Raw genomic sequence first — 13,876 nt, forward strand, 5'->3', positions numbered from 1 at the left:
CCGAGAGCGAAACGACAGACCTTCAGCGCTGTTGGAGTGCGATCACGTTGCCGGAGGGGTCGGCGAACCAGGCGATGTCGGGACCGCGGCCGTGTCCGTGGGCGATCGCGCGTTCGTCCTGGTCGAATCCGTCGTAGCGGAGAAAGTCGACCTCACGCGCGGCGAGCTCGTCGACCCGTGCCACCAGGTCCGGAACCGGGATGTTGAGCACCGTGAACGACGCGGGCTGGTGATCGGGCTTCGGATAGGCGAGCACGGTGGTGCCCCGGTTGATCCGGATTCCCAGGAGGTACGCGCCCGCTCCCTCGGCGTCTGCGCCCATCGGGAAACGCAGCACCCGCATGCCCAGGACGTCGCGATAGAACGTCTCGGTGGCCTCGAGGTCACGTACGGCAAAGCCCGAGAACGCCGACGTCGGCGCGCTCATCTGCGCCTCGTGCGCGTCGCTCAGGCGCAGGATCTGCACCCAATTGCCGTCGGGATCGGCGACGGTACCGAAGTGGTTGCCGTCGCGATCCTCGAGTGTGCTGACCCACTCCGCGCCGAGCGCGTCGAGCCGGGCCGCGGTGGCGACGGGATCATCGACCTCGACATTCAGGATCGCGCGGGCTCCCTGCGGATTCGCGCCCGAGACGTCGGCACGTGTGTCCAGCATCAGAGCGAAGCCGTCGAGGTCGACGATGGTGTAGCCCTCACCGTCGGGTGCGCCTGGCACGGTCATGAGTTCGGCCTCGAACGCCCGCGCGTACCAGTGGGCGAGGCGCTTCGGATCGTCCGAGGACAGGAGCATGGAGGAAATCGTTGCGGTAGCCATGCGGATACAGACTTGCAGGCTCCCCGAATCTCATCGAGCCGTCGCGCGAGCTCTCCGCGTGGCCAGCGCACAACGCAGCAGGTAGGCGGGGCTCGGCGGAATCCAGCCCAGTTGGCCGGCCATGCCCTGATCGTCGCGATTGGCCCAGTGCTCCACGCACAGGCCGTCTCTGATGCGGAACCAGTGCGTCTGGGTGACGGTGAACGTCCGGCCGGTCGGCGCGAAGGCCCGTTCGACGTTGCCGGCGTCGTCGTACACCACGAAGGGACCCCGATGTGTGCCCGACATGGTCGCGTGCACCACCACCAGGTCGTCATGGGCCACCACCTCATGGGCCTCGTGCGTGACGTCGGGAAACGCTGCGCGCAGCCAGAGGGCGGTGGCCCAGAACGCTTCCGGACCGCGACCGCGACACTCCGGCGGCTCCTGGTGGGCCTCCCGATTGGTCGCGTCGGGATGGATGTGCGCGTCGAACGATTCGCGGGTGCCCGCACCGATGTCGACGAGAGAGCGCAGCGCGACGTCGGTCGCTTCGGAGGTGTTCATGGTCGCATCCTCGGGTCGGGCGGGCATTTGGATACAGACAGACTGTATTAGAAATAGAGTATTCATTACAGAATGCCTGGAGTCAATGAGCGCGGTGCCCGCACGCGCGGCTACGACAACTCCGCCCGACGCGAGAACGCCCGGGCCACCCGGCGTCGCATCGTGTCCGCTGCGACCTCGGTTGTCGAACGAGACGGGTACACAGCCACCGTCGCCGACATCGCCCGCGCCGCCGACGTCTCCCCCGAGACCATCTACAAGAACTTCGGCGGGAAGGCCGGTCTGATCAAAGAGGCCTTCGATCAGGCGATCGCCGGCGACGACGTCCCCGTACCGATGGCCGATCGTCCCGAGTCGGGCGCCATCGACGAGGAGCCCGACCTGGACGAGAAGATCCGCATGTACGCCCGGCTGGCGACCGGTCGTGCCGCCCGCTCGTCGCGGCTGATGCTCGCCATCCGCGACGGCGTTGCCCGCGACCCCGCCCTCGCCGATCTGTACGACGACCTGTTACGTCAGCGCCTCGCGGGGATGACCGCCCTGGCGACCACACTGCTGTCGACGGGTCCGGCGCATGCCGCGGTCACCGTCGAACGCCTGCGGGATGCCTTGTGGGCGCTCATCTCCCCGGAGATCTACGACATGCTCGTCGGTCAACGCGGCTGGTCGGACGACGACTATCGCGAGTGGCTCATTCGCGCCATCCACGCCGAGGTCGTATGACACGCGAATGACCAGCGCCCCGAACCGCTAACAGGGCTCGGGCCGACCTCCGATCACACCAGCAGCGGGCCCGCCACGCGGTCTGCGGCCGGCGTCCACCGGCTCCCCGATCGGAAGGCACGACCATGCACCCTCCCACCACCCGGTTCTCCTCCGGTATCCCCACCCGCACCCGCCGTGTCCGTTCGCTCGGCATCCGGCGCCTGTGCGTGCTCATGCTCACCCTCGTCGGCCTCGTCGCGGGCAGCCTCGGCGCGACGACGCTGGGGAGCGGAACCGCCTCGGCCGCTCCGTACGGCAGCGGCCATGGCCTGTGTTTCGACGTGAACTCGCCGCTCGCCCGAACCTCGCTCACCAAGATCGGCCGCGATTCCAACGGCGGCACCTGGTCGCCGTATCGGGCCAGCACCAATCCCGTGTCCGGTGGCTGCTTTCTGGACTGGATGCTGGTCAACGGGAACGGGATCGGCGACGGCACCTACGAATCGCGGGTGCTGCTGTTCCAACACGGCCGATTCCTGGGCACGGTCGACCCCAAGCCGTACCCGTTCACCTTCATCGCACGCTCGACGAAGTACTCGGTCACCGTCCGCTACCGCTGGCTGCTCGACCGTGATCCGCTGTGTTGCGCGAGCGGCGGGCCCACCGAGGTGACCGCGTTCGGGTTCGCCGGACGGATCTTCCGGATCGGCACGTTCCCCCCGCACAGCTGAGCGTTTCGGCACCCACGAGAGAACGGGTTCGGAAAGTGCGGGCGGGAATCCGGCGCCGAAGCGTCGGATTCCCGCCCACCGCGACGATGATGAGTATGTGAGCGTCCACTCCCACGGCCCCGAGGCCCTTCTCGAGGTCTACGACGAGGCACTGCCTGCCGTCTACGGCTACGTGTTCCGGCGGTGCACGGATCGCCGCGTGGCCGAGGACGTCACCTCGGAGACATTCCTCGCGGCGATGGACACCCTGCGCCGCAACGCCGACACCGCCCCCACGACGCCGTGGCTCATCGGCGTCGCGCGCCACAAGCTCGCCGACCACTGGCGCCGCGCCCAGCGCACCCCCGAACCCGTGGGCGACCCGCCCGAATCCGCACTCGACGACTGGGATGCACACCTCGACCGTATGGTCGCTCACGCCACACTTGCCCGGCTCTCACCGGTCAACCGCGCGGCCCTGACGCTGCGCTACGTCGACGATCTACCGGTGGCCGAGTGCGCGGCCATTCTCCAACGGACCGTCGGCGCCACCGAGGCGTTGCTCACCCGGGCCAAGCACGCATTCCGCGAAGCCTATCCGAGTGAATCGCCGATCATCCGGGAAGGAGAACGCGGATGAGCCACGACAGCACCGAATTCGGTTCGGCACCAGACCCTTTCGTCGCCCTGAGCGCCTCCGTGGCACCCGGCTGGGACACCCCGGTCGCGCCCGACCCCGACTTCGCCGCCCGGCTGCGTGACCGGCTGACACGCGGCGCCACCCTACCCGAGGGAGTCATCATGTCCACCACCACCATCGTCGAGACCGACACGGCTGTCACCACTTTCGACGAGCCCGACGCACCGCTGGTCGAACGTCCCGGCGCCCTGCCCTACCTCACCGTCGGCGACGCCCGCGCGGCGATCGACTGGTACGTGAGCAATCTCGGTGCCCGACTGCGCGGCGAGCCGATCATGATGGACGACAACCGGATCGGTCATGCCGAACTCGAGATCGGCGGCGGGGTGATCTATCTCGCCACGGAATTCCCCGATATGGGTTTGCGTGCACCAGAACCCGGGCACGTCTCGGTGAGCCTGATGCTGCCGGTGGACGACACCGATGCTGCGCTGCGCCGGGCCGAACGGGCGGGGGCGGCGGTCACCCGCGAACCCTACGAGGCGCACGGCACCAGGACGGCGACGATCATCGATCCGTTCGGTCACCGCTGGATGCTCACCGGACCGGTCGTCACCGCCGCGGGTGGTGAGCCGACAGCCGACCCGATCCGCCGCGGCGACATCGTCTACATGTCGCTGCAGACCCCGGATGCGGTGCGGGCCGCCCGTTTCTACGGGTCGGTACTCGGCTGGGGGTACGACGCCGCGAGCAGGCAGGTGACCAATCTCGGTCACCGACTGGGCATTTCGGATGCCCCCGGCTACGGGACGAACACCCTGTACTGCGTGTACGCCGTCGATGATCTCGACGCGGCACGCGCGGCGATCATCGCCGCGGGCGGCCGGGCGGGCGAGGTCTCCGACGTGTCGAGCGACGGCACACAGGTAATCGATGCCGTCGACGACCAGGGGGTCGCCTTCTCGGTCCACGTGCCCGCACCGGGCACGGCACGCCCCGATCAGCACCCGCGTGGTGTCGGCGAGATGTCGTACCTCACCATCCATACGCCCGACAGCGCGCGGTTCCGGGACTTCCACCACGCCGCGCTCGGCTGGACGTTCCACGCCGGACGCATCGACGACGGCTGGGAGGTCGACGACGTGCGGCCGCAGGTGGGAGTCGCCGGCGGTGCCGACGAGTCCGTGTCGATCCCGATGTGGAACGTCGCCGACATCGATGCCGCCGTGCTCCGGGTCCGCGAGGCGGGCGGGCAGATCATCGACGAGCCCGCGCGGCAGGCCTACGGCCGGGTGGCGTTGTGCGCCGACGATCAGGGGGCGCGGTTCTATCTCGGTCAGCTCTTCTGACCACAGACCGGAGATCGGTGTCAGCGAGGAGATCTACTGGCACCACGTGCCGCGTCGTACGCCGTGCGCGCGTCACTCACCTCCGGCAATCGCGATTCGACGAGTTCGATCACGTCGATCAAGCGTGCCGCCACCTCGCGTCCCAACTCGGTCAGCGAGTACTCGACCTTGGGCGGAATGGACTGCAGCACAGTGCGATTGACCATGCCATCGCGTTCCAGCGTCTGTAGTGTGACCGACAACATCCGCTCACTGACACCCTGCACACGCCGTCGCAACGCACTGAACCGCAGATCACCGTCGTAGAGCGCACCCAACGCCAGCAACCCCCACCGACTGGTGACGTCGCCCAGCACCTCGCGTGACCCGCAGTCGCGCGCGAACACGTCGGCCTCGAGCGTCCGGTCCAGATCGAGACCGACGTCGACACCGGGGGCGGGCAGGTCAGCGGTCATGAGACAACCATACCCCACCAACCATTATGTGCTTACCCTCACTGTTGCACTGCATGAATAGTAAGTGCATGATCGAGAGGAATCGCTGACATCACCCAGAAAGGTATGGACCACCATGACGACGTATGCACTGACAGGCGCGACCGGACATCTCGGCGGCGCCACCGTCGACGCACTGATCGAGAAGGGCATCGCACCGACCGACATCGTCGCCATCGTGCGCGACGCCGACAAGGCGAGCGCGCTGGCCGCAGCGGGCGTCGCCGTCCGCGTGGCCGACTACGAGAATCCCGCCGCGCTGCGTTCGGCGTTGGCGGGCGTCGACCGCCTCCTGTTGGTGTCGAGCAGCGCGGTGGGCGCGCGAGTGAGCCAGCACACCAACGTGATCGAGGCCGCCAAGGCCGCCGGCGTCGGTGTGATCGCCTACACCTCGATCCTGCGCGCCGACACCAGCACACTGGCGCTGGCCACCGAGCATGTCGACACCGAGAAACTACTCGCCGACGCCGGAATCCCGTACGTCCTGCTGCGCAACGGCTGGTACTGGGAGAACTACCTCGGCGGCGCGCAGGCCGCGGTCACCTCCGGCGTGCTCTACGGCAGTGCGGGTGACGGCCGGGTGGCCGGCGCGACGCGCGCCGACTACGCGGCGGCAGCGGCTACCGCGCTGGTCGACGCCCGTGGCGGCGAGGTGTACGAACTCAACGGCTCCGAACACCTCACGCACGCCGACTTCGCCGCGACGTTCGCCGAGGTCAGCGGATCTCCCGTCCGCTATCAGGATCTGCCCGAGGCCGACTATGCCGCGGCGCTCGCGAGCACCGGCATCCCCGAGGCGTTCGCGAAGATCCTGGCCGACTCCGACGCGGGCGTGGCCCGCGGCGAGCTCGATTCGGACTCCACCGATCTGGCCGATCTCATCGGCCGTCCGCCGACCTCGTTCGCCGAGGTGGCGCGGACCGCATTCGAGCCCGCCGCGACCTAGGCGAGCAGACCGGGCCCGCATCCCGACCCCGCCGCCGCGATCCACCACGGCGGCCGGTTCCGCGGGCACGCACCCGTGATTGACTGTTGCCCATGTCCATCCGCGGTGCCGCCAAGCGGTTCGTCGCACACGTTCCCTTCGGCATCGGCACGGTGACCCTCATCCTGTCGGCCGCGCTCGTCGCGACGGTCGGCGTGGTGCTCTCCATCGGCACTCCGACATCGACGGCCACCTACGACAACGGGCAGCTCCGCAGCTACCCGCGACAGCCCGACGTCGCCTGGACCGTCGCCGACGCCGACCTGCCCGGATACCAGTCGGCGTCGCCGATCGAGGTCGCCGACAGTCACGGAGACCGCTGGCTGCTGGCGTATCCGAGCGGAATCGGCCGCGCCTTCGTCATGGTGGACCGCTACACCGGCCGTCGTGTGTGGTCCGCTCCGGTGGTGGTGGGCCTGGGGGCGTGCGCCTTCGACGGTTCCGGCGGCGTCGGATGCGCACTGAAACTCGGTCAGGCCCCCGACGGCTTCTACTCCGTCGACGACACCGGCCGACTCGGCGCCCGGTTGCCCCTCGACGACACCGCACAGGTGATCGGCGTGGGCGCGGACTTCCTGCGGATCGACCAGGCCGGTTATCGCGTCTCGATGCGTTCGCCGTCCGGGCGATCGGTGTGGAACCGCACCTTCGCCGCGGCGGCGACCGCCTCATTCTCCCACGGCATCCTGCTGATCTCGACCGCCGACGGCAACGAGTTCGTCGTCGACCCCTCCGACGGGACCGACGAGATCACCTGCGCCGGGTGCGACATCCGGCGCTTCGCTTCGGGGATCACCGTTTCGCACAACACCTTCGGGGCAGAGAGCGTGACCACCTACGCCGTGGTCGACGGCACCGTCAGCCGGCGCCCCACCGCACGTCAGCCCGATTCCCGGGTGCTCGGTGGCGCGTCGATCCTCCCGGTGATCGCCGGCACCGGCATCCCCGAGATGGAGGCCACCCAGGGGCAGTACGAGGTGCGCGACCCGGCCCGCGGAAAGCCGTTGTGGCAGATCACCGACCCCGAGTTGTCGAAGGCCAACACGCGGCCGTGCGGGACGATGGTGGCCTTCGCCCGCAAGGATCGCTCCCGGGAGGTCTACCGCCTCAGAGATGGAACGAGAGTCGGGGCGCTTCCGGTGCCGTCACTCGACGAGCCCGACGCCAACATCGATTCGCTCCGCTGTGTCGGCTCCTCCGGTGACCTCGTCGTCTTCGCCAATGCCGATCAGCTCACCGCCTTCGATCCGGCACAACGACGGATCGCATGGCGTCGGCCACTTCTCGGTCAGACCCGCGTCGTGGACGGATACATCGTCGTCACCCAGGGCACCTCGCTGAGCGTGCTACGTCCCGGCTGAGCGCCGGGTGTGGTCGAGCTCATAGTTCGTGGTGGGCGTTCGAGCTGACCTGCGCGGGCGCCTGGGAGGCTCAGCCCATCCTCAGCTTTGTATAACGCTGAGATAACGCTCCGGACACGGGAACATGTACGGTCGGCTCCGGTCTGTCCGCCGATGTACGTGTGAGGTTGAAGTTTGGGTAAGCACTCCAAGCCCCGGGATCCGATTCTGGGGCGGGTCTCCGGCATGTCTCGTGCGCCGCTCGCCGCGGCGGCGCTGCTCGCGGCCGGCGGGGCGCTCACCGCGGCGTCGTCGGCAGGCGCCGACCACGTGCAGCCCTCGGTGCCGGCCGTTGCGGCGCAGAGCCCGCACCAGGAGTCCACCGGCCCCGACAGCCCACCCGCCCGCACACTTGCTGTTGCCCCGGTCGTCGCCCGACCGGCCGCACCGCCGCCTCCGCTGCCGGTCAGTGTGACCGACGGTTCGGTGCCCACGATCAACTATGAGGCCTATCGCCGCGCCGCGGACACCATGGCCCGCACCCAGCCCGGCTGCGGCATTCCGTGGACGCTCATCGCGGGCATCGGCAAGGTGGAATCACATCATGCCAACGAGGGCGACACCGACGCCCACGGCGCGCTGCGCACCCCGATCTTCGGGCCCGCGCTCGACGGCTCACTCGCCGGCAATCAGGTGGTTGCCGACACCGACGGTGGACGTCTCGACGGCGATCCCACTCACGATCGCGCGGTGGGCCCGATGCAGTTCCTCCCGGCCACCTGGCAGAAGTACGCAGCCGACGGCAACGGCGACGGAATCGCCGACCCCCAGAACATCTTCGACGCCGCACTGACCACCGCCCGGTACCTGTGCGACGGCAATCTGGATCTGCGCAACCCGGTTGCCGAGGGGACAGCCGTGCTGCGCTACAACAATTCCGCCGACTACGTCAGCAACGTGCTCGGATTCGCCCGCAGCTACTGATCCTGCGCGGCCACCGGGCCGGACTCACTCCGGACCCTCACTCGGCGCTCAGGAAAGCTTGCAGCGCAGCCGAATACATCGGCACGTCGGCCGCACCCATCAGTTCTCGCGCGCTGTGCATAGCCAGCTGCGGTGCCCCGACGTCGACGGTGAGCAGTCCGGTGCGGGTGGCGGTGATGGGTCCGATGGTGGAGCCGCACGGCAGATCGGCACGGTGGACGTACCGTTGCAGCGGCACCCCGGCCACCTCGCAGGCGAGCGCGAAGACGGCCTCCCCGATCGCGTCGGAGGCGTACCGCAGATTCTGGTTCACCTTGAGCACCGGACCGCCGTTCACCGCGATCCGATGCGACGGTTCGTGCCGGTCCGGGTAGTTCGGGTGGGTGGCGTGCGCCATGTCGCCCGACACGCAACAACTCGCCGCCATCGCACGCAGATAGTCCGAACGAGATCCACCGCGCGCCAACACGATTCGCTCCAGCGTGGTGGCCAGGAAATCCGATGCCGCACCACGTTCGGAGCCGCTGCCCACTTCCTCGTGGTCGAACAGTGCCAGCACCCGGGTGTGGATCGACGGTTCACCGTCGAGCAGCGCCCGCAATCCCGCATAGCAGGTGCCCTGATTGTCCAGCCGTGGCGCACTGAGCAATTCGTCGTCGGCGCCGACGAGACTGCACGGACTCACGTCATGGGTCATCAGTTCCCAGCCGAGCAGCGCATCGGGGTCGACGCCCGCGTACTCGGCCACCCACCGCAGAATCGGCCGCCCCTCGCCCACCCCGACGATTCCGTCGACGTGGCGCTGCGGATTCAGCGACACCCCCTTGCGGTCCTCGGAGAGGTGAATGGCCAACTGCGACACCCGGATCACCGGCTCGGTGACGTGCACCGGCGCATGCTCCACCCGGTCGCCCACCCGATAGGCCAGTCGCCCCGAAAGACCGAGATCGCGGTCGAGCCACGAGTTCAGCCAGGCGCCGCCGTACGGTTCGAGTGCCACCATCGCCAGACCGGCCGAGAAGCGGTCGGGATTCTGTTTGACCCGCAGATTGGGGCTGTCGGTGTGCCCGCCGACGATCCGGAACGCGTCGCCGTCGCCCTGGTCCCACGCGATGATCGACCCGCCGCGGATCACGTAGAAGCGTCGCGACGAGTCCTGCGCCAGGAAGTTCGGTGCGAGATGTTCTTCCGAGGACCAGTCGTCCTCCTCGAGAAGCCTCCGGAAACCGGCGTCCTCGAGTTCGGTGGCCACAGTGGCGCAGACGTGGAACGGCGACGGGGACTTGTCGATGAAACGACCGAGACCGCCCGCCGTCGCGGTGGTGGCGATTGAAGGGGTCTCAGGCACTGGCGAGGACCGAGTCGATGACCGAATAGAACATGCCGAGGCCATCGTCGCTGGGACCCGTCAGCGCCTCGGTGGCGTGCTCGGGATGCGGCATCAGGCCGACGATGCGCCCGTCGGGGCTGCTGATACCCGCGATGTCGAGAGCCGAGCCGTTCGGGTTGTCGCCGGCGTAGCGGAACACGATCAGACCTTCGCCCTCGAGTTCCTCGAGTTTGCGTTCGGGCGCGACGTAGCGTCCCTCGCCGGACTTGAGCGGGATCAGGATCTCCGCGGTCCGCTCGTACCGCGAGGTCCACGCGGTGCTGTTGGACTCCACGCGCAGCCACTGATCGCGGCAGATGAAGTGCAGTCCCTCATTGCGGGTGAGCGCACCGGGCAGCAATCCGGCCTCGCACAGGATCTGGAATCCGTTGCAGATACCCAGGACCGGCATTCCCTTGCCGGCGGCCTCGACCACCGATCCCATGACCGGCGCGAACTTGGCGATGGCGCCCGCACGCAGGTAGTCGCCGTAGGAGAAACCGCCCGGCACCACCACCGCGTCGACACCCTTGAGATCGGCGTCGCCGTGCCACAGTTCGACGGCCTCGGCACCGGCGATACGGACCGCGCGGGCGGCGTCGATGTCGTCGAGGGTGCCGGGGAAGGTGATCACACCGATTCGTGCAGTCATGAGGTCCTACTCGTCACAGAGGCGCCGGATGAAGGGGGATCGTCTGGTGTCGCGGGCGGTCAGTCGACCACACGCGAGACGTTGAAGTTCTCGATCACCGTGTTGGTGAGCAACTCCTCGGCGATGCGCTCGAGCGTGGTGTCGTCCACCGAGTCGTCGACCTCGAGTTCGAATCGCTTGCCCTGGCGTACCTCGCCGATCCCGGTGAAGCCCAGACGCCCCAGCGCGCCGACGATCGCCTGCCCCTGCGGGTCGAGGATCTCGGCCTTCGGCATCACATCGACCACCACTCGTGCCATCGGCTAGCGCTCCCATCTGGAGAAGAATCCAGCCGTCAGATGATGGCTGGATGTTCGGCGACCACGCTCACCTTACCGTTTGCCCCGGCCGGGCTCAGAGCGCGGCTTCGATGGCCTCGACGACCTCCGGTGCGGTGGGTTCGGTGCGCGGCCGGAAGCGATGGGTGACCGTCCCGTCGGCGTCGACCACGAACTTCTCGAAGTTCCACTGCACGTCGCCCGCCTCGCCGTCGGCGTCGGCGGTCTGTGTCAGCTCGGCGTAGAGCGGGTGTTGCGCGTCGCCCTTCACGTCGGACTTCGCCAGGAGGGGAAACGTGACGCCGTAGGTGCTGGAGCAGAAGGTGGCGATCTCCTCCGGGCTGCCGGGTTCCTGACCCATGAACTGGTTACAGGGAACGCCGACCACGGTCAGCCCGCGATCGGCATAGCGTTCGGCGATCTCTTCGAGACCCGCGTACTGCGGGGTGAGTCCGCACTTGCTCGCGACGTTCACCACCAGCAGCGGCCCGCCGAAGTCGGCGAGACTGAGATCCGAGCCGTCGAGCGCGGTGACGGGGATGTCCTTGATATTGGTCATGTTCCGAGCGTAGCCGCAGCCCACCGACGAGGTGTTGGCCAGATCACAGCCGATCTCGCACGCGATGCATCTCACATATAGTTGCGTCGCTGCGATAGTTGCGTGCTCGTTACTATTTCGGGGTGACCTCCGCTCCCCACACCTCCCAGGCCGACGCCGCCTGCGAAGCGCTGACGTCGTTCCTGGAGCGGTTGAGCTGCCTGGGCACGGCCCGGGCCATGGAGACCTTCGCCGCGTCCGAGCTCACGTTCTCGCAGCTACGCGTGCTGTTCGTCGTGTGCGTGGAGCCGACGCCGATGCCCGTGCACGAGATCGCCGACGCCGTCGACCTATCGGTCGCCGCAGCCGGTCGAGTGGTCGACCGGCTGGTCCAGACGGGACTGGTGGATCGTCGCGAGGACCCCGCCGACCGGCGGATCAAGCGGGTGGCGCCGACCGAGCAGGGACAAGCGGCCGTCGACGCACAACTCGACGTGAAGCGCGACCTCGTCGGACGGTTCGTCGCGGGTCTGCCCGATGAATTTCGCGCCCATCTCACGTCTGCACTCCGACAGATCGTCGACGCCGACGTCGACTATTTCGATCTCACTCACCAGACCGCCCTCACGAAAGAGAAGACGCTCTCATGACCTCCTCCACCGACGCCGGCGGAAACGTCCACGCCGGTCCACCCGACACCAAACTCGACCGTCACGTCCTGATGGTCGCCGGCGTGGTGGTGCTCGGCGCCATCATGTCGATTCTCGACGTCACCGTGGTCTCGGTGGCGCAGAACACCTTCCAGAACGAGTTCAACACCAACGCCGCGGGCGCGGCCTGGACGATGACCGGCTACACCCTGGCGTTGGCCGCGGTGATCCCGCTGTCGAGTTGGGCCGCAGCACGATTCGGCACCAAACGGGTCTACATGACCTCGCTGGTCCTGTTTGTGATCGGGTCGGCGCTGTGCGCGCTGGCCTGGAACATCGGATCACTTGTGGCCTTCCGCGTGGTGCAGGGACTCGGCGGCGGCCTGCTGATGCCGATCGGCATGATGATCCTGACCAAGGCCGCCGGACCCGAACGCATCGGCTCGGTGATGGCGGTGCTCGGTATCCCCATGCTGCTCGGCCCGATCGCCGGACCCATCCTCGGCGGTCTGCTCATCGAGCAGGCCAGCTGGCACTGGGTGTTCCTGATCAACGTGCCGATCGGACTGGTCGCGCTCGTCTACTCGTGGTTCGCCCTCTCCGGTGACCAGCAGACGTCCCGGCCCAGCATCGACATCGTCGGATTGTTGTTGCTCTCACCGGGTCTCGCGCTGTTCCTCTACGGCGTGTCGTCGAGCACCGACGCGGGCACGTTCATCGCCGCGAAGGTTCTCATCCCCACCATCGTCGGTGCGGTGCTGATCGCCGCCTTCATCTGGCACGCGCTGCGCTCGGACAAGCCGCTGCTGGACCTGCGCCTGTTCTCCAATCGCACACTGAGTATCGCGGTGATCACGATGACGCTGTTCATGATCGCCTTCTTCGGTGCGTCACTGCTGTATCCCCAGTACTTCATCGGTGTGCGCGGCGAGTCGACTCTCTCGGCCGGTCTGCTGCTGGCCCCGCAGGGCATCGGCGCGATGCTCACCATGCCGATCGCCGGGCGGATGACCGACAAGATCGGCCCGGGCAAGTTCGTCCTCGGTGGCATCGTGCTGATCTTCCTGGGCATGGGCACCTTCGTGTTCCTGGGCGCCGACACCTCATACTGGCTGCTCTGCGGTGCGTTGTTCGTCCAGGGACTCGGCATGGGCATGACGATGATGCCGATCATGTCGGCGGCCCTCGCGACGCTCACCAACGTGCAGGTGCCCGACGGGTCCACGCTGATGAACGTCGTCCAGCAGACCGCGTCGTCGATCGGTACCGCCGTGATCTCGGTGATCCTCGCGACCAACCTCAAGACCCACACCGAATCGCTGCTCGCGATCACGTCGAATGCGGCACCGGAGAAGTACCAGCAGGCGGTCGCGGCGTCGAACGCACCGGGTGTGCCACCGCAGATGCACCTGCCTGCCACACCTCCGGATCAGTGGTTCTCCTGGGCCGCCGATGCGTTCGGCACCACGTTCATCGTCGCGGTGGTGCTGGTGGGATTGACGTTCATCCCGGCGTTGTTCCTGCCGCGCAAGAAGATCGCCTCACCGCTGGTCGAGGAGGATGTCGACGCAGCGATGACGCCGACGATCATGCACTGACGGTCCGCATCGAGCGTGCCCGGATCCGCGTCGAGCGTGCCCAGATCCGCGTCGAGCGTGCCCAGATCCCAGTCGAGCGTGCCCAGATCCCAGTCGAGCGTGCCCAGATCCGCGTCGAGCGTGCCCAGATCCCGGTCGAGCGTGCCCGGATCCCCGTCGAGCGTGCCCAAATCCCGGTCGAGCGT

Annotated in this window: 16 protein-coding genes; 9 read left to right on the forward strand and 7 right to left on the reverse strand. The window is 67.8% G+C overall.

Annotated elements, in window-relative coordinates; all coding sequences use genetic code 11:
* Nucleotides 1–22: 22 nt before the first annotated feature.
* Both ACWDTD_RS04575 and ACWDTD_RS04580 read right to left on the reverse strand, forming a co-directional pair.
* Nucleotides 23–814 (reverse strand): VOC family protein, encoded by a 792-nt coding sequence (locus ACWDTD_RS04575; protein WP_449745861.1) that lies wholly within the window; start codon nucleotides 812–814, stop codon nucleotides 23–25.
* A 30-nt stretch (nucleotides 815–844) separates the two neighbouring features.
* Complete coding sequence (locus tag ACWDTD_RS04580) at nucleotides 845–1,360, reverse strand: ester cyclase (RefSeq protein WP_449745862.1); 516 nt, start codon at nucleotides 1,358–1,360, stop codon at nucleotides 845–847.
* 72 nt (nucleotides 1,361–1,432) lie between these two features.
* On the opposite strand from ACWDTD_RS04580, the gene ACWDTD_RS04585 reads away from it, so the two are divergent.
* The 4 genes from ACWDTD_RS04585 to ACWDTD_RS04600 all read left to right on the forward strand — a co-directional run bounded on the left by ACWDTD_RS04585 (nucleotide 1,433) and on the right by ACWDTD_RS04600 (nucleotide 4,764).
* Complete coding sequence (locus tag ACWDTD_RS04585) at nucleotides 1,433–2,083, forward strand: TetR/AcrR family transcriptional regulator (protein WP_449745863.1); 651 nt, start codon at nucleotides 1,433–1,435, stop codon at nucleotides 2,081–2,083.
* Between the two features lie 125 nt (nucleotides 2,084–2,208).
* Nucleotides 2,209–2,796, forward strand: coding sequence for an LppP/LprE family lipoprotein (locus ACWDTD_RS04590; protein ID WP_449745864.1), 588 nt, complete (start codon nucleotides 2,209–2,211; stop codon nucleotides 2,794–2,796).
* Nucleotides 2,797–2,893: 97 nt separating this feature from the next.
* The gene (locus tag ACWDTD_RS04595; protein WP_449745865.1) at nucleotides 2,894–3,415 is read left to right on the forward strand and encodes an RNA polymerase sigma factor; all 522 of its coding nucleotides are present in this window, start codon (nucleotides 2,894–2,896) and stop codon (nucleotides 3,413–3,415) included.
* Entirely contained in the window at nucleotides 3,412–4,764 is a 1,353-nt protein-coding gene (locus ACWDTD_RS04600) for a VOC family protein (protein WP_449745866.1), read from the forward strand. The genes ACWDTD_RS04595 and ACWDTD_RS04600 overlap by 4 nt, the downstream gene beginning before the upstream one ends.
* Before the next feature lie 20 nt (nucleotides 4,765–4,784).
* Here ACWDTD_RS04600 and ACWDTD_RS04605 read toward each other — a convergent pair whose 3' ends face one another.
* Entirely contained in the window at nucleotides 4,785–5,219 is a 435-nt protein-coding gene (locus ACWDTD_RS04605; RefSeq protein WP_449745867.1) for a winged helix-turn-helix transcriptional regulator, read from the reverse strand.
* Between the two features lie 115 nt (nucleotides 5,220–5,334).
* Here ACWDTD_RS04605 and ACWDTD_RS04610 point away from each other — a divergent pair, with 115 nt between their 5' ends.
* From ACWDTD_RS04610 to ACWDTD_RS04620, 3 genes are all read left to right on the forward strand, one after another.
* Nucleotides 5,335–6,204, forward strand: a complete 870-nt coding sequence (locus ACWDTD_RS04610; RefSeq protein ID WP_449745868.1) for an NmrA family NAD(P)-binding protein — start codon at nucleotides 5,335–5,337, stop codon at nucleotides 6,202–6,204.
* Between the two features lie 92 nt (nucleotides 6,205–6,296).
* The gene (locus ACWDTD_RS04615) at nucleotides 6,297–7,604 is read left to right on the forward strand and encodes a hypothetical protein (RefSeq protein ID WP_449745869.1); all 1,308 of its coding nucleotides are present in this window, start codon (nucleotides 6,297–6,299) and stop codon (nucleotides 7,602–7,604) included.
* A gap of 174 nt (nucleotides 7,605–7,778) precedes the next feature.
* Nucleotides 7,779–8,567, forward strand: coding sequence for a lytic transglycosylase domain-containing protein (locus ACWDTD_RS04620; protein ID WP_449745870.1), 789 nt, complete (start codon nucleotides 7,779–7,781; stop codon nucleotides 8,565–8,567).
* Between the two features lie 37 nt (nucleotides 8,568–8,604).
* Here the strand turns inward: ACWDTD_RS04620 and ACWDTD_RS04625 are convergent, their stop codons facing one another.
* The 4 genes from ACWDTD_RS04625 to ACWDTD_RS04640 all read right to left on the reverse strand — a co-directional run bounded on the left by ACWDTD_RS04625 (nucleotide 8,605) and on the right by ACWDTD_RS04640 (nucleotide 11,464).
* Entirely contained in the window at nucleotides 8,605–9,915 is a 1,311-nt protein-coding gene (locus ACWDTD_RS04625) for a M18 family aminopeptidase (protein ID WP_449745871.1), read from the reverse strand.
* Complete coding sequence (purQ, locus tag ACWDTD_RS04630; protein ID WP_449745872.1) at nucleotides 9,908–10,588, reverse strand: phosphoribosylformylglycinamidine synthase subunit PurQ; 681 nt, start codon at nucleotides 10,586–10,588, stop codon at nucleotides 9,908–9,910. Before purQ ends, ACWDTD_RS04625 begins: the two co-directional genes overlap by 8 nt.
* A gap of 59 nt (nucleotides 10,589–10,647) precedes the next feature.
* A complete protein-coding gene (gene purS, locus ACWDTD_RS04635) occupies nucleotides 10,648–10,887 on the reverse strand; it encodes a phosphoribosylformylglycinamidine synthase subunit PurS (protein WP_449745873.1) in 240 nt (79 codons plus the stop codon).
* 94 nt (nucleotides 10,888–10,981) lie between these two features.
* Nucleotides 10,982–11,464, reverse strand: coding sequence for a glutathione peroxidase (locus ACWDTD_RS04640; RefSeq protein ID WP_449745874.1), 483 nt, complete (start codon nucleotides 11,462–11,464; stop codon nucleotides 10,982–10,984).
* Nucleotides 11,465–11,586: 122 nt separating this feature from the next.
* Here ACWDTD_RS04640 and ACWDTD_RS04645 point away from each other — a divergent pair, with 122 nt between their 5' ends.
* Both ACWDTD_RS04645 and ACWDTD_RS04650 read left to right on the forward strand, forming a co-directional pair.
* Nucleotides 11,587–12,093, forward strand: coding sequence for a MarR family winged helix-turn-helix transcriptional regulator (locus tag ACWDTD_RS04645; protein WP_449745875.1), 507 nt, complete (start codon nucleotides 11,587–11,589; stop codon nucleotides 12,091–12,093).
* The gene (locus ACWDTD_RS04650) at nucleotides 12,090–13,691 is read left to right on the forward strand and encodes a DHA2 family efflux MFS transporter permease subunit (protein ID WP_449745876.1); all 1,602 of its coding nucleotides are present in this window, start codon (nucleotides 12,090–12,092) and stop codon (nucleotides 13,689–13,691) included. The genes ACWDTD_RS04645 and ACWDTD_RS04650 overlap by 4 nt, the downstream gene beginning before the upstream one ends.
* Nucleotides 13,692–13,876 lie beyond the last annotated feature (185 nt).

The sequence above is a fragment of the Gordonia sp. NPDC003425 genome (genome assembly GCF_053588635.1).

What these genes read in the sequence shown, in the direction of transcription:
- ACWDTD_RS04585 (WP_449745863.1), top strand. Translation starts at nt 1,433, where the DNA reads ATGCCTGGAGTCAATGAGCGCGGTGCCCGCACGCGCGGCTACGACAAC.
- ACWDTD_RS04575 (WP_449745861.1), bottom strand. Translation starts at nt 814, where the DNA reads ATGGCTACCGCAACGATTTCCTCCATGCTCCTGTCCTCGGACGATCCG.
- ACWDTD_RS04605 (WP_449745867.1), bottom strand. Translation starts at nt 5,219, where the DNA reads ATGACCGCTGACCTGCCCGCCCCCGGTGTCGACGTCGGTCTCGATCTG.
- ACWDTD_RS04610 (WP_449745868.1), top strand. Translation starts at nt 5,335, where the DNA reads ATGACGACGTATGCACTGACAGGCGCGACCGGACATCTCGGCGGCGCC.
- ACWDTD_RS04600 (WP_449745866.1), top strand. Translation starts at nt 3,412, where the DNA reads ATGAGCCACGACAGCACCGAATTCGGTTCGGCACCAGACCCTTTCGTC.
- purS (WP_449745873.1), bottom strand. Translation starts at nt 10,887, where the DNA reads ATGGCACGAGTGGTGGTCGATGTGATGCCGAAGGCCGAGATCCTCGAC.
- ACWDTD_RS04615 (WP_449745869.1), top strand. Translation starts at nt 6,297, where the DNA reads ATGTCCATCCGCGGTGCCGCCAAGCGGTTCGTCGCACACGTTCCCTTC.
- ACWDTD_RS04640 (WP_449745874.1), bottom strand. Translation starts at nt 11,464, where the DNA reads ATGACCAATATCAAGGACATCCCCGTCACCGCGCTCGACGGCTCGGAT.
- purQ (WP_449745872.1), bottom strand. Translation starts at nt 10,588, where the DNA reads ATGACTGCACGAATCGGTGTGATCACCTTCCCCGGCACCCTCGACGAC.
- ACWDTD_RS04580 (WP_449745862.1), bottom strand. Translation starts at nt 1,360, where the DNA reads ATGAACACCTCCGAAGCGACCGACGTCGCGCTGCGCTCTCTCGTCGAC.
- ACWDTD_RS04650 (WP_449745876.1), top strand. Translation starts at nt 12,090, where the DNA reads ATGACCTCCTCCACCGACGCCGGCGGAAACGTCCACGCCGGTCCACCC.
- ACWDTD_RS04590 (WP_449745864.1), top strand. Translation starts at nt 2,209, where the DNA reads ATGCACCCTCCCACCACCCGGTTCTCCTCCGGTATCCCCACCCGCACC.